This window comes from Mycobacterium shunyiense, from assembly GCF_058270075.1.
The window spans coordinates 123,838-138,530 of the sequence record NZ_JBZDPU010000005.1 but is presented as its reverse complement, the minus strand read 5'-3'; the positions used below and the strand labels follow the sequence as shown (position 1 = coordinate 138,530).

Annotated in this window: 13 protein-coding genes; 2 read left to right on the top strand and 11 right to left on the bottom strand. The window is 66.5% G+C overall.

Going from position 1 to position 14,693, the window contains the following annotated elements; all coding sequences use genetic code 11:
• Nucleotides 1-32: 32 nt before the first annotated feature.
• Both AC4ELH_RS03170 and AC4ELH_RS03165 read right to left on the bottom strand, forming a co-directional pair.
• Entirely contained in the window at nt 33-1,229 is a 1,197-nt protein-coding gene (locus AC4ELH_RS03170; protein WP_064883545.1) for an SPFH domain-containing protein, read from the bottom strand.
• A gap of 42 nt (nt 1,230-1,271) precedes the next feature.
• Entirely contained in the window at nt 1,272-1,706 is a 435-nt protein-coding gene (locus tag AC4ELH_RS03165; protein WP_064883547.1) for an NfeD family protein, read from the bottom strand.
• A 57-nt stretch (nt 1,707-1,763) separates the two neighbouring features.
• On the opposite strand from AC4ELH_RS03165, the gene AC4ELH_RS03160 reads away from it, so the two are divergent.
• Nucleotides 1,764-2,621: an Rv1486c family protein gene (locus tag AC4ELH_RS03160; protein WP_498883222.1), complete on the top strand. Its 858-nt coding sequence runs from the start codon at nt 1,764-1,766 to the stop codon at nt 2,619-2,621.
• Here the strand turns inward: AC4ELH_RS03160 and AC4ELH_RS03155 are convergent.
• From AC4ELH_RS03155 to AC4ELH_RS03115, 9 genes are all read right to left on the bottom strand, one after another.
• Complete coding sequence (locus AC4ELH_RS03155; RefSeq protein ID WP_498883221.1) at nt 2,618-3,643, bottom strand: ferrochelatase; 1,026 nt, start codon at nt 3,641-3,643, stop codon at nt 2,618-2,620. The two genes, AC4ELH_RS03160 and AC4ELH_RS03155, sit on opposite strands and share 4 nt — an antisense overlap.
• Before the next feature lie 32 nt (nt 3,644-3,675).
• Nucleotides 3,676-4,485, bottom strand: a complete 810-nt coding sequence (gene inhA / locus AC4ELH_RS03150; protein WP_064958603.1) for an NADH-dependent enoyl-ACP reductase InhA — start codon at nt 4,483-4,485, stop codon at nt 3,676-3,678.
• 64 nt (nt 4,486-4,549) lie between these two features.
• The gene (fabG1, locus tag AC4ELH_RS03145) at nt 4,550-5,314 is read right to left on the bottom strand and encodes a 3-oxoacyl-ACP reductase FabG1 (RefSeq protein WP_064883556.1); all 765 of its coding nucleotides are present in this window, start codon (nt 5,312-5,314) and stop codon (nt 4,550-4,552) included.
• Between the two features lie 84 nt (nt 5,315-5,398).
• Nucleotides 5,399-6,406: a VWA domain-containing protein gene (locus AC4ELH_RS03140; RefSeq protein ID WP_064958601.1), complete on the bottom strand. Its 1,008-nt coding sequence runs from the start codon at nt 6,404-6,406 to the stop codon at nt 5,399-5,401.
• A 43-nt stretch (nt 6,407-6,449) separates the two neighbouring features.
• A complete protein-coding gene (locus AC4ELH_RS03135; RefSeq protein ID WP_055113761.1) occupies nt 6,450-7,397 on the bottom strand; it encodes a DUF58 domain-containing protein in 948 nt (315 codons plus the stop codon).
• The gene (gene moxR1, locus AC4ELH_RS03130) at nt 7,394-8,557 is read right to left on the bottom strand and encodes a chaperone MoxR1 (protein ID WP_064883558.1); all 1,164 of its coding nucleotides are present in this window, start codon (nt 8,555-8,557) and stop codon (nt 7,394-7,396) included. The genes AC4ELH_RS03135 and moxR1 overlap by 4 nt, the downstream gene beginning before the upstream one ends.
• 137 nt (nt 8,558-8,694) lie before the next feature.
• Nucleotides 8,695-9,390 (bottom strand): NlpC/P60 family peptidoglycan endopeptidase RipB, encoded by a 696-nt coding sequence (gene ripB, locus AC4ELH_RS03125; RefSeq protein ID WP_064883560.1) that lies wholly within the window; start codon nt 9,388-9,390, stop codon nt 8,695-8,697.
• 10 nt (nt 9,391-9,400) lie between these two features.
• Nucleotides 9,401-10,813 carry an NlpC/P60 family peptidoglycan endopeptidase RipA gene (gene ripA / locus AC4ELH_RS03120; protein WP_448447767.1) on the bottom strand — a complete coding sequence of 471 codons (1,413 nt, stop codon included), beginning with the start codon at nt 10,811-10,813 and terminating at the stop codon, nt 9,401-9,403.
• Between the two features lie 242 nt (nt 10,814-11,055).
• On the bottom strand, nt 11,056-11,634 hold the full coding sequence (locus tag AC4ELH_RS03115) for an Rv1476 family membrane protein (RefSeq protein ID WP_448447769.1): 579 nt from the start codon (nt 11,632-11,634) through the stop codon (nt 11,056-11,058).
• Between the two features lie 229 nt (nt 11,635-11,863).
• Between AC4ELH_RS03115 and acnA the strand changes: the two genes are divergently transcribed.
• Nucleotides 11,864-14,692, top strand: a complete 2,829-nt coding sequence (acnA, locus tag AC4ELH_RS03110; RefSeq protein ID WP_448447771.1) for an aconitate hydratase AcnA — start codon at nt 11,864-11,866, stop codon at nt 14,690-14,692.
• The last annotated feature ends 1 nt before the right edge of the window (nt 14,693 follow it).

Below are 14,693 nucleotides of genomic sequence, written 5' to 3'. Positions count from 1 at the left end.
GCGTCAAGGACGTCAAGCAACGAACGCGACCACTACGCGCGGTGCGCGCCACCTTCGAGTTCATTGGGCGGCATCCCCGGCGGCGTCCCCAACGGCTGCTGTGCCGGCGGAGCACCCAGGGGCGGCGTCGTCGCCCTGGCCTCGGCCTCGGCCTTCGCCACGGCACGTGCGATCTCGGGATCGGTCTCGGTGTTGAACCACTCGGCGACTTCGTCGCTGTCGTCCTCGGGCTTGGGCAGGTCCTCGTCGACCGGCGGCGGCGTATACCGGAAGACACCGTCCTCGCCGGGCGCACCCAGCATCTTGGTGAAACCCTGCAGCGCCGAACCGAAGTCGCTGGGCACCAGCCAGACCTTGTTCGCCTCACCCTTCGCCATCTGGGGCAGCGTCTGCAGATACTGGTACGCCAGCATCTCCGGGGTGGGCCGGCCCGCCTTGATCGCGGCGAACGTCTTCTCGATGGCCTTGGCCTGCCCCTGTGCCTGCAGGTACTGGGCTGCGCGTTCACCCTGGGCGCGCAACATCCGCGACTGCCGGTCGGCCTCGGCGGCCAGGATCGCGGCCTGCTTGGCACCCTCGGCGGCCAGGATCTGCGACTGCTTCTGGCCCTCGGCCTGTTTGATCGAGGATTCCCGAACGCCCTCTGCGGTCAGGATCATGGCCCGCTTGTCGCGGTCGGCCTTCATCTGCTTTTCCATCGACTCCTGGATCGACGGCGGCGGATCGATGCTGCGCAGCTCGACACGCGCCACGCGCAGCCCCCAACGGCCGGTGGCCTCGTCCAGCACCCCGCGCAGCTGGGCATTGATCGAGTCGCGTGAGGTCAGCGTCTGCTCCAGCGTCATACCGCCGACGACGTTGCGCAGGGTGGTGGTGGTCAGCTGTTCCACACCGACGATGTAGTTGCTGATCTGGTACACCGCAGCCTGCGGGTTGGTGACCTGGAAATAGACCACGGTGTCGATGTTGAGCGTCAGGTTGTCCTCGGTGATCACCGGCTGCGGCGGGAAGGACACCACCCGCTCACGCAGATCCACTCGCGCCCGGATCCGGTCGATGAACGGCACCAGCAGCGTCAACTGGCCACTGACCGTGCGGCTGTAGCGGCCCAGCCGCTCGATCACCGCTGCCTCGGCCTGGGGAATGAGCGCCACTGATTTCGCCACGATGATGATCGCGAACACCACCAGCACGAGCAGCAAGATCAGCCCGGCTACAGCACCTTCCATGGTGGATCCCTCCCTCTAGGTCCTACCTCGTTTACGGAGCTACTACATCGCCTTGAAAACCACCGCGGTGGCGCCGTCGATCCTGACAACGGTCACGTGATCACCCGGTTCGTACACATCGTTGTCGTCGAGCGGCCGCGCCGTCCAGACCTCGCCGTCGAGCTTGACCTGCCCCTCGTGCTGTCCCACCCGGTCCAAGACCAGCGCAGACTTGCCCTCGAGCGCCTTGACGGGCTCGGGGAGCCCCCGGCCGGCCTCGAAACGGCGCCGCAGCGCAGGCCGGACCAGAACCAGCAAAAGCACCGACACCACGAGAAACACCAGACCGTCACCCCAGAGTGGCAGGTCGAACAGCCAACTCGAGCCCGTCGCGGCCAGTGCACCGCCGGCCAGCATGAGCAGGAACATGTCACCGGTCAGCGCCTCTGCCCCGGCGAGACCCAGCGCCAGGATGAGCCAGATCAGCGGAAGCGGCATACGCCCACCCTAGCGAATACGACCCGATCGGCGACCGACAATTACACTGCCAGGATCATGTGGTGTCCAAGTGCGACTCTTTCGATGTGGGCCAACGCCTGGCTTGCCGGCGCGGCCGCGCCCGACGACGTCCTCGACGCGTTATCTCAATGGGCACCAATGCATTCTGTGACGGCCTACGACTCGCAGGCCGCCGTCCGTACGGGGCTGCCCTGGCCCGAGTTGGAGGACTCGGGTTCGGTGTCGTTGCTGCAGACCTTGCGCACCGCCGTCGGCCGGTCCGGCACCCGGCCCTCGATCAGGGTGGCGTTGCCGGTGCCCGGCGATGTCCGCGGACTGCCCGCGGGATCGCAGTTCCAGCGTGACGCACTGAGCGTGGGCGAAGCGGTGCTGGTGACCCATGACGAACTCGACGGCGTCGGACTGGTGCCGGAGTTCGAGTATTTCGAATTCGACGACGTGGAAACCGAATCCACCTTCGAACCCGAGCCGAGGGCGTTGTCGTGGACCGTGTACTCACTGCCTGTTCTGCCACCGCCCCAGCACCACGATCTCGGCGAGGCCGAGTACGAGTTGCGGTCAGCGGTGCGCTCGGCGGCCGACACGCTGGTCACCTTGCGGGCCGGTGTGGGGGTAGATATCGAGGATCCCCGTGGCATGGTCGAGGACATCCTCGAGGCCGGACGGATGCACCGCATCCCCGACCACGCCCCCACCCGGGCCCTACGCGTGTTGGAGAACGCTGCCCACGTGGAGGCGATCATCACCGTGAGCTCGGGCCTGATGCCGATCGGCCTGCAGAGTTCCTCCGAGGTTCAGATCGCCGGCGACGCCATGCGACCGCTGGAACAGGTGGTGCGCTCGGCGCGGTTGGCCGCACTCGAAGCGATCCTGCAATCCGCTTGGCGGGACTAACCTTCGGTCGGTGTCCCACAGCAGTGCGGTGAGCACAGCGCACCGTTGACGCTGAACCCGTAGCCAGGCACCGGCTCTGGACCGGCGTCCCGCAGCGGCGCCGCGCCGGTGCGCAGCTCCTCGATCAACCCGGCCGCCAACCGAGCGAAACGTTCGTCGGCGTTCGGGGTGCTTGCCCGCGCGAAGGCGATACCGGCCTGTTCGGCCTGCAGCCGGAGTTCGTAGTCGAGATCCCACACCACCTCGATGTGGTCGGCGACGAATCCGATCGGACAGACGATGACCGCCCGGGTTCCGTTCTGGCCCAACACAGTCAGGTGATCAGCCACATCGGGTTCGAGCCACGGGATCCGGGGCGGTCCGGACCGGGACTGCCAGACCTGGTCGTAGTCGTCGTAGCCCGCGGCGGCGGCCACCAGCCGCGTCGCGTAGCCGACCTGCCGACTGTAGAGGGCAGGGCCGTGCCGCTCGTCGGCGGCGATGGGCACCGAGTGCGCGGTGAACACCAGCCGGGCCTCGTCACGTAAATCGACCGGCAACGTGGCGGCCGCGGCCGCGATCGAGTCGGCGAACATCTCCACCAACAACGGATGGTCGAAGTACTGGCGCAGTTTGACCAGTTCGGGTGCGTCGGGCCCGGCCGCGGCCCGCGCCCGGGCGATGTCCTCGACGTACTGGGTGCAGCTGGAGTAACCGCCCCAGGCCGACGTGGTGAACACCGCTGCCCGCCGGATTCCGTTGTCCCGCATCGCCGCAACAGTGTCTTCGACGTACGGCTCCCAGTTCCGGTTGCCGAAATAGATGGGCAGACCGGGCAACTGGAGACGCAACTGCTCGATCAGCGCCCGGTTGATCCCGTTGATCGGTGACACCCCACCGAAATGCAGGTAGTGCTCGGCGACGTCGGCCAGCCGCTCGGCCGGGATACCACGCCCCCGGGTGACGTTCTCCAGGAACGGCATCACCTGCTCAGGCGCCTCCGGACCGCCGAAAGACAGCAGCAGGACCGCGTCAAACTCCATCAACTCGAGTCCCCTCTGCGGCGGAATACAGGTCAGAGCAGCTGGGTGCTGGCGCCGCCGTCGGCGTAGACGATGGTGCCGGTGGTGGCGGGCAGCCAGTCGGACAGCAGTGCGCACACGGTCTTGGCGACCGGCTCCGGATCCTTCATGTTCCAGCCGACCGGTGCACGCTGATCCCAGCCCTCTTCGAGCAGCCGCATCTGGTCACCGGCTTCGGCACCGAGCGCACCGCCGACGATCGCACTCATGGCCAGGGTCCGGATCGGGCCCGCCGCCACGAGGTTGGAGCGCACACCGAACGGTCCGGCCTCACGAGCAACGAACCGGTTGACCGACTCGAGGGCGCTCTTGGCCACGGTCATCCAGTTGTAGGCCGGCATCGCGCGGGTCGGATCGAAGTCCATGCCGACGATGCTGCCGCCCTCGTTCATGATCGGCAGAGTCGCCTTGGCCAGCGAGGCATAGGAATAAGCCGAGATGTGGATGCCCTTGGCGACGTCCTCGTAGGGGGCGTCGAAGAACGGGTTGACACCCATACCGGTCTGCGGCATGAAGCCGATCGAGTGGACCACGCCATCCAGCTTGTTGCCCTCACCGATGACACCGGAGACGCGCTCGGCCAGGCTCGCGAGGTGCTCCTCGTTCTGCACGTCGAGTTCCAACAAGGGAGCCGGACTCGGAAGTCTGTCGGCGATGCGCTGGATCAGCTTCATCCGGTCGAACCCGGTGAGCACCAGCTCCGCGCCGGCCTCCTGGGCCACCTTGGCGATGTGGAACGCGATCGACGAGTCCGTGATGATCCCGGTGACGAGGATGCGCTTGCCTTCGAGCAAACCTGCCATTAGTGCGACTCCTTCTTGGGGAAAGTTTCAGTAGACCAATATGTTTGGGTCAGATCCAGGTGGATCAGTGCCCCATGCCCATGCCACCGTCGACGGGGATGACCGCACCGGCGATGTAGCCGGCGTCCTCGGAAGCCAGGAAGCTCACCGCGCCGGCGACCTCTTCGGCGGTGCCGACCCGCTTGGCCGGGATGAACTCGAGGGCACCGGCCTGAATCCGCTCGTCCAGGGCGCGGGTCATCTCGGTGTCGATGTAGCCCGGGGCCACCACGTTGGCGGTGACGCCGGCCTTGGACAGCTCCCGGGAGATCGAGCGCGCCATACCGATCAGGCCGGCCTTGGCGGCCGCGTAGTTGGCCTGGTTGCCGATGCCCCACATGCCGGAGACCGAGCCGATGAAGATGATGCGGCCGAAACGCTTGCGCTGCATGCTGCGCGACGCCCGCTGCGCCACCCGGAATGCTCCGGTGAGGTTGGCGTTGATGACGTTCTCGAACCGCTCCTCGGTCATCCGCATGAGGAACGCATCCTGGGAGATGCCGGCATTGGACACCAGCACCTCGACCGGGCCCTGGTGCTCCTCGACCTCTTTGAACGCGCGGTCGACGGCCTCGTTGTCGGTGACGTCGCACACGACGCCGAACAGCCCGTCGGGTGCGCCGGACCCACGGTGCGTGACGGCCACCTTGTGTCCGTCGGCGGCCAGTCGCTGCGCGATCGCCAGGCCGATCCCCCGGTTTCCACCGGTGACCAGCACGGAACGGGGAACGAAGGCCGGCCGGCCGGTGGATGTCTCGGTGTCGGCTTCGGAGACAACAGCGTCACTCATGCCCGCCAACTTATCTCCTCACCAGCATGGTCTGAAAATCGCGTCGCCGGTGAGGACCGCAGTCCAGGAAGGCGCGATCGCGGCTCAACCGGGCAGTCTGCGGTTGATCAGCAGCGCCGCCACCCCGGCGACGGCCAGCAACAACGCGCCAAGCCGCAGCCAGCCGAGGCTGGCATCGCCCTTGATGGTCTCGTAGCCGATCTGCTGCTGCAGCGAGGTGAACACCTGCTTGAGCTGTTCCAGGCTGGACGCGGTGAACGCGTCTCCGCCGGACAGCTTGGCGATCTTGCCGAGCATCTCGTCGTCGACCGGCACCGGCTGGCGCTGGTCGTTGATCTCGACGTAGCCGTAGGGCGTACCGAAGGACACGGTGGAGATCGGCACGCCCTGGTCCTTGGCGGTGCGCGCCGCGGTATAGGCGCCCTTTGGATTGTCCGGGTTGGACGGCACCGTCTCCTTGCCGTCCGACATCAGCACGATGCGCGCGGGCGGCTTCTCGTCGCCGCCGCCGATCACCGCGCCGACGGTGGCGATCGCCTGCAACGCGGTGAAAATACCCTCACCCGTGGCCGTGCGGTCGGCCAACTGCAGCTTGTCCAGACCGTTTTTGGTGGCCTCACGGTTGGTGGTCGGCTGCACCAGCACCGTCGCCGTACCGGCGTAGGCGATCAGGCCGAGGTTGATCCCCGGGGTGAGCTGATCGGCGAACTGCTTGGCGGCCTCCTGCGCGGCGGCCAGCCGGCTGGGGGCGACGTCGGTGGCGCGCATCGACTGTGACACGTCGATCACCAGCATCACCACCGCGCGATTACGCGGAATGCGCACATCGTGGGTAGGGCCGGCCATCGCGACCGTCAGGAGCACGAGCGAGGCAGCCAGCAGGGCGGCGGGCAGGTGCCGCCAACGCGTCGGCTGCTTGGGCGCCACACTTTCGAGCAGCTCCATGTTGGCGAACCGCAGGATCCGCTGCTTGCGTGCGCGCTGCACGATGACGTAGTACGCCATCAGGCCGAGCACCACGAAGAGGAACAGGAACCACCAGGCGTGCGCGAAACCCGTCAGGCTCATCGGACCGAGAATCGGTAAAGTCATGTGCTAGAAGTCATTTCGGGTTGGTTGCTCATCAAGCATTCGTCTACCGCTGGCCGGCCAGGGCGCCACGCCTCCGGTTGGCCACGAACCGCACCACGTCGGCGATCCAGTCCCGGTCGGTGCGCAGACTCAACAGCGGTGCATCACAACGCCGCAAGGTCCGGGCCACCTCTTCCCGATGGGCGGCGGCGGCCCGCTCGAAGTCGCTGCGAAGCTGTTCGTCGATCGTGAACTCACGGGTGACACCGGTCTCGGTGTCCTGCAGCACCACATCGCCGACCGCGGGCAGCTCGACATCGCGCGGGTCGAGGATCTCGATTCCGAGGACCTCGTGGCGACCGGCGATGGCCCGCAACGGGCGCATCCAGTTGATCGGGCCGAGGAAGTCACTGATGATCACCGCCATGCCGCGCCGGCGCTCGGGACGGCGCAGCGCATCGATGGCAGCAGCCAGGTCTCCCCGCACCCCGGTCGGGGCCTTCGGCGTGGTGGCGATCGCCCGCAACAGCTCCTGCTCGTGCACCCGCCCGCTCAGCGCGGGCACCCGCCGCACCGTGTCACCGTTGGCGATGACCGCGCCGATCCGATTACCGCCTCCGCTGTTGAGGAACGCGATCGCCGCGGCAGCCGCCACGGCGAGGTCGCGCTTCTCGCAACCGGTGGTGCCGAAGTCCAGGCTGGCCGACATGTCGACCACCAGCCAGGTCTCCAGCTCGCGGTCGGCGATCATCTGCCGCACGTGTGGCGTCATCGTCCGCGCCGTGACAGACCAGTCCATCCGGCGCACGTCGTCGCCGGGCTGGTAGATCCGCGAGTCCCCCGGCTCTGATCCCGGCCCCGGGATCAGACCGAGGTGGTCGCCGTGCAGGACTCCGTCAAGCTTGCGCCGCACCGTCAGCTCAAGCTTGCGCAACGCCGCCGTCAGTGCGGGGTCGCGAATCTCCCCGCGCTTCAGAGACGGCAGGTCGACGGTGCGTCGCGAAGTGGTCACCGACCACCCGCCGCGCCAGCCGCGGCAGGTACGGCGGGCGCAACCGAATGTCCTTGCTGCGGAAGCGCATTGACCTGCGGCAGGGCGACGGTCTGCAGGATCCGGTTGACCACGGTCTCCGCAGACACCTCGTCGGCCAGCGCGTCGTAGGTCAGCACCAGGCGGTGGCGCAGCACATCCGGGATCACCTCGACGACATCCTGCGGGATGACGTAGTCACGGCCGCGCACCAACGCCAGCGCGCGGGCCGCCGAGATGATGCCCAGCGACGCACGGGGCGAGGCACCGTAGGCGATCCAGGCCTTGGCGTCGGGCATGCCGAACTTCTCCGGCTCGCGGGTCGCGGTGACGATCCGCACCACGTAATCGACGAGCGCATGGTGCACGAACGTGTTGGCCGCGAGTTCCTGCAGCCGCAGCAGGTCGCCGGTGTCGAGGATCTGCTTGGGCTCCGGGGGCTTCACACCCATCCGGTAGATGATCTCGCGCTCTTCCTCCGGCGACGGGTAGTCGACGTTGAGCTTGAACAGGAAGCGGTCACGCTGGGCTTCCGGGAGCGCGTAGACGCCTTCCTGCTCGATCGGGTTCTGGGTGGCCATCACCAGGAACGGGCTGGGCAGTGGGAAGGTCTTGCCGCCGATGGAGATCTTGCGCTCGGCCATCACCTCGAGCAGTGCGGACTGCACCTTCGCCGGCGCACGGTTGATCTCGTCGGCGAGCAGGAAGTTGACGACCACCGGGCCGAGCTCGATGTCGAAGTCTTCCTTGCCCTGCCGGTAGATGCGGGTACCGATGATGTCGGTGGGCACCAGGTCAGGGGTGAACTGGATGCGGGCGAATGTGCCGCCGACCACCTTGGCGAACGTCTCGACGGCCAGCGTCTTGGCCACGCCGGGCACACCTTCGAGCAGCACGTGGCCCTTGGCGAGCAGACCGACGAGCATCCGCTCGACGAGCTGGTCCTGACCGACGATGATCCGCTTGACCTCGAAGATGGCGCGTTCCAGGGTGTGCACCTCGGCCTGCAGGCTGCCGTTGGTCGTGGCCTGCGGGGCGGCCGGCGCGGCGTGGGAGCCGGCCGACCCGGGCGGAAAGCCCGGCGCCGGGCTCGAACCGGGATAACCTCCGGCGCCCTGCGGCGGTCCACTCGGTGACGTCATCAACTTCCTCCCACGGTGTTCGACTACAAAAAAACGCTGGTCGTGCTGGTTGCTCATCGGGCAATCGGGTGCCCGCCGTCAACTATTCCAGGCACTTCGAGATCCGTCGACGCTGCCCGGAAGAGTTCAGGTTCCCCTCAGGATTCGATGATGCGGGCCGCGTACGGCTGGATGCCTGACATGCGAACGGGACTCACGGTCACTTTCTCCGCACTGCCCGACGCCTCCAGCATCTTGCCGCCACCGAGGTACATCGCCACGTGCTGGCTACCGCCGGGACCCCAGAACAGGAGGTCACCGCGCTTTGCCTGGGCGACCGGCACCTTGCGGCCGGTGTTGTACTGGTCTCCGGAGTACTTGGGAATCTGCACGCCCACACCGGCGAACGCGTACCTGGTCAGGCCCGAGCAATCGAAACCCATCTTGCCCGCGTCGTAGTCCACCCCCGGCCCCGGCCCGGTGAGCGTGCCGCCGCCCCAGGAGTACGGCACGCCCATCTGGGTGCCGCCCCTTCGGATCGCGTATTCGATGGCTTGGGGCCCGCGTACCCGGCCGCCGGGGAATGTCGAGGCGGCCTGCTTGGGCGCCAGACCGATGGTCTGCAGGAACTGCGAGCCAAGGTTCTGTGTGGTCTGGAGCGCGATCTGGCTGACCTGGAATGAGGCGTTGGCGATGGCCACCGGATCCCCCGGCGCGCCCGAGCTGACGATTTTCGGCAAGGTCGGATCCCATTGGCCGTCGTCTGGCGCAGCGTTGGCCGGCGACACGAGACTGATCGCCGCGAACGCGATTGCGGCGATCAGGATCAGGCACCGTAAGACGAAGGAGCGCAATGTATTCCCATCAGTATTCGATGTAGCGGACGACGTACGGGGTCATGCCGCTGGTGCGGACCGGAGAGACCTTGACCTCCGAACCCGTGTAGGGCGCTTCGAGCATCTGGCCGTTTCCGAGATAGAGCGTCACGTGCTGGCTGCCACCGGGGCCGTAGAAGATCACGTCACCACGGCGCATCTGCGACGACGGGATCTTGCGGCCGGCGTTGTACTGGGAGCCGGAGTAATGGGGCAACTTGATCCCGACGCCGGCGAACGCGTAGAGGATCAGGCCCGAGCAGTCGAATCCGACGGTGTTGGCCCCCGAATCGATGCCGCGACTCGGACCGGCCGCGTTGCCGCCGCCCCAGGAGTAGGGAACGCCCATTTGCGAACCCGCCCGCTGGATCACGTATTCGGATGCCTGCCGGCCGTATACGCGCGGGATCGCGCCGTTGGTGTAGCCGGTCGGCGTCGGCAGGATGCCCAGCTTCTGCAGGAACTGGCGACCCATGTTCTGCGTCACCTGCGCCGACGTCGACGAGATGCCGAGGATGGTGTTGATGATCGCGACCGGGTCACCGCTGACGAACGCGCTGGGGATCGCCGGCAGCGTGGGATCCCATGCGGTGTCCCAGTTCTGGCCGCGCTGCACGGGCGCGCCCGGGGCACGATCCCAGTTGTCCGCCGCGGCCTGGGGTGCGGGTCCCTGCGCCGGTGTGGCCGGGGCCGACGCCTTGTGCACCTGGGCGAGTTCGGCTTGGGCGGAGGCACGTTCGGCGGTCAACCGCTGCAACTCACCTTGCTGCGAGCTGAACGTCTGCTGCGCCTGTTGTAGTGCCGCGACCGCGGTGTCCTGACTCGTCTGGGCGTTGGCCGTGGCCTGGTCGGCGTTCTGCTTGGCCAGGCGCGCGGCCGACTGTCGGTTGACCTGTTCGGTGCGGGCGCGCTGCAGGTCGGCGATCACCTTGTCGCTGCTGACGGCCAGGGTCTGACCGGTGGCGGCGGCGCTGACGATGTCGCCCGGATCGGAGGAGGTCAGGTACGAGCCGGAGGGGCCACTGACATAGGTGGCCGCGGCGAAGGTGTCGAAGCGCTTCTGCGCCTCACTGATGGCGGTGTTGGCGTCGTCGATGCCCTGCTGGCTGGCATCGACCTCCTGCTGCGCCGTCGCGGCCGCGTCACGGGCGTCCTGCACCTCGACGATCGCCTTGTTGACGGCTTCCTGCTGAGTCTGGATGGCCGCGCCCAGCTCCTGCAGCTTCTGGTCGGCGTTGGCCACCGCGGCGACGAGCGTTGCGACCTGATCGGGGGCCCCCGGCTCGGCGGCGGCCGTAACACCTCCCGTCATGGCCGTGGCCAACAGCATCCCGGCGGTCACCGGCACGGCCAAGAAACGGCCGTACAGCCGGGACGCAGAGGCGCCAGCGGTGCGTCTCATTCGACTCAAGTCTCCTATGGCTCAACGACGGCGTACCGACGTTTGCTCGGGGCCATTGCAACAGAAGTCACATGAAGCACAACTACAACAATGGCTACCGATTGCACCGTACGTCACATCTGAAGCCAAAGAAACTTTAGTCACAAATTACAAGTTTGTAATTGCGAATAGTGTGACCAATTAGTGATATTGGACGTTATCCCGAACTAATGTTCGAGGGATTTCCGAGACCGGATCGACACCTAGTCCGAGGAGGCTGCAGACGCCTCTGACCCGGCCAATTGTTTGCTGCGGCGCTGCAGAACCCGAGTGAGAGCGGCCGCCCCGGCAACACCGAGAACCAACACGATCGCGAGTGCCGTCCACGGGAAATCCGGGGTGGAAATCTCGCCGACGAAATTCTTCGCAGACAACACCGGATTACCGGTCTTGGCCACGTCCTGACCCGCCTCCAAAGTCACCCGATCGATCGTCGGGCTGTAGGTACCCGCGAACGACGGACTCAGTGCCAGCACGGTCGCGCCCGGATTCGCCTGCCCGACCTCGGTGGCGATGTCACGCAACGGCGTGTCGATCCCCGGGTTGCTCGGCAGCACGACGATCTTGAGGTCGATACCTTCCTGCCTGGCGTCGCTGACGACCTGACGAAGACCGTCGACGTCGGCGGCGGGGGCACTCACCCCGTCATCGCGAACGTCGGCCTGCACAGTCGCCATGCACTTGGCCACCCCGTCGGGTTGCGCCGCATCGAGCCCTACGGTGTCGCACACCTCGACCGGAATGTAGGCCGGCAGGAACGGGATGACATGGGGTCCGGTCACGTCAGGCACGGTACGCGGCGTCCACCGACCCCAGCGAGGCGACACGGGAATCGTCATCGCATCGGTACCGCGGAGGGATCTCAGACGGATCCAACCGACCGGGTAGCAACGCGAACGCGACAAGGGAAGACTGGACCCCGGCCCGCTGGCCATTGCAGGACAAGCGTACTGTTAGGATCAGGACGCCGCCGACACAGCCCGTCGCGGCGAGATCGAGCCGGGAGTTGATGTGAGCAGCGAGAATACGGAAAATTCGTCCCTTAACTCATTTGGTGCCCGCGACACATTGACTGTCGGGGACCAGAACTACGAAATCTACCGACTGGACGCGGTACCCGGTACCGAAAAGCTCCCGTACAGCCTCAAGGTGCTTGCGGAGAACCTGTTGCGCACCGAGGACGGCGCCAACATCACCAAAGACCACATCGAGGCCATCGCCAACTGGGATCCCTCGGCCGAGCCGAGCGTCGAGATCCAGTTCACCCCGGCCCGCGTGCTGATGCAGGACTTCACCGGCGTGCCGTGCATCGTCGACCTCGCCACCATGCGCGAGGCCGTGGCCGCCCTCGGCGGTGATCCGAACAAGGTCAACCCGCTGTCCCCCGCCGAGATGGTCATCGACCACTCCGTCATCCTCGACGTGTTCGGCAACGCCGGCGCCTTCGAGCGCAACGTCGAACTCGAATACGAGCGCAACTCCGAGCGCTACCAGTTCCTGCGCTGGGGCCAGGGCGCGTTCGACGACTTCAAGGTCGTCCCGCCGGGCACCGGCATCGTGCACCAGGTCAACATCGAGTACCTGGCCCGCGTCGTGATGACCCGCAATGGCGTCGCGTACCCGGACACCTGTGTGGGCACCGACAGCCACACCACCATGGAGAACGGCCTGGGCGTGCTGGGTTGGGGCGTCGGCGGCATCGAGGCCGAGGCCGCCATGCTGGGCCAGCCCGTATCGATGCTCATCCCCCGCGTCGTCGGCTTCAAGCTGACCGGTGAGATCAAGCCCGGTGTGACCGCCACGGACGTCGTGCTCACCGTCACCGACATGCTGCGCAAGCACGGCGTGGTCGGCAAGTTCGTCGAGTTCTACGGCAAGGGCGTGGCCGAGGTGCCGCTGGCCAACCGCGCCACCCTGGGCAACATGAGCCCGGAGTTCGGTTCCACCGCAGCGATCTTCCCGATCGACGACGAGACCATCAACTACCTGCGGCTGACCGGGCGTACCGAGGAGCAGCTGGCACTCGTCGAGGCCTATGCCAAGACGCAGGGCATGTGGCACAACCCTGACCGGGAGCCGGTGTTCTCCGAGTACCTCGAGCTTGACCTGTCGACCGTGGTGCCCTCGATCTCCGGCCCGAAGCGTCCGCAGGACCGCATCGAGCTGTCGGACGCCAAGAACGCGTTCCGCAAGGACATCCACAACTACGTCGAGGAGAACCTGCCCGTCGAGCACACCCAGCTCGACGAGGCGATCGAGGAGTCCTTCCCGGCCTCGGATCCGGCCAAGCTGACCTTCGCCGACGACGGCGCCGTGGACGTCCGCCCGTCTGCCGCCAACGGCTCCGAGGGCCGACCGACCAAGCCGATCACCGTGCGCTCCGACGAGCGCGGTGAATTCGTGCTCGACCACGGCGCGGTTGTCGTCGCGGGCATCACGTCCTGCACCAACACTTCCAACCCGTCGGTCATGATCGGCGCCGCGCTGCTCGCGAAGAAGGCCGTCGAGAAGGGCCTGACCAGCAAGCCGTGGGTCAAGACCAACATGGCGCCGGGCAGCCAGGTCGTCACCGACTACTACAACAAGGCCGGCCTGTGGCCGTACCTGGAGAAGCTGGGCTACTACCTGGGCGGCTACGGCTGCACCACCTGCATCGGCAACACCGGCCCGCTGCCCGACGAGATCTCCAAGGCCATCAACGACAACGACCTGTCGGTGACCGCGGTGCTCTCGGGTAACCGCAATTTCGAGGGCCGCATCTCCCCCGACGTCAAGATGAACTACCTGGCCTCCCCGCCGCTGGTCATCGCATACGGCATCGCGGGAACCATGGACTTCGACTTCGAGACCGACCCGCTGGGCCAGGATCAGAACGGTAACGACGTCTTCCTCAAGGATATTTGGCCATCTGCCCAAGAAATCGAGGAGACCATCGCGTCCTCGATCAACCGGGAGATGTTCACGGACTCCTATGCCGACGTGTTCAAGGGCGACGACCGCTGGCGTTCGCTCTCCACCCCCGAAGGCAACATCTTCGAGTGGGACGACGCCTCCACCTACGTGCGCAAGGCGCCGTACTTCGACGGCATGCCCGCCGAGCCGGAGCCGGTCGGCGACATCAAGGGCGCCAGAGTCCTTGCCCTGCTTGGCGATTCGGTGACCACCGACCACATCAGCCCGGCAGGTTCGATCAAGCCGGGCACCCCGGCCGCGCAGTACCTCGATGCCAACGGCGTTGAGCGCAAGGATTACAACTCGCTGGGGTCGCGTCGCGGCAACCACGAGGTGATGATCCGCGGCACGTTCGCCAACATCCGACTGCGCAACCAGCTGCTCGACGACGTCTCCGGTGGCTACACCCGTGACTTCACCCAGCCGGGTGGGCCGCAGTCGTTCATCTACGACGCCTCGGTCAACTACAAGGAAGCCGGCATCCCGCTGGTGGTCCTGGGCGGCAAGGAGTACGGTTCGGGATCCTCGCGTGACTGGGCGGCCAAGGGCACGGTGCTGCTGGGCGTCAAGGCCGTCATCACCGAGTCCTTCGAGCGCATCCACCGGTCGAACCTGATCGGTATGGGTGTGATCCCGCTGCAGTTCCCGGCCGGCGAGTCCGCGGCGAGCCTCAAGCTCGACGGCACCGAGACCTACGACATCACCGGCATCGAGGCGCTCAACGAGGGCAAGACGCCGAAGACGGTCAAGGTCACCGCCACCAAAGAGGATGGTTCCAAGGTGGAGTTCGACGCCGTGGTCCGCATCGACACCCCCGGCGAGGCCGACTACTACCGCAACGGCGGCATCCTGCAGTACGTGCTGCGCAACATGCTGAAGTCGAAGTAAT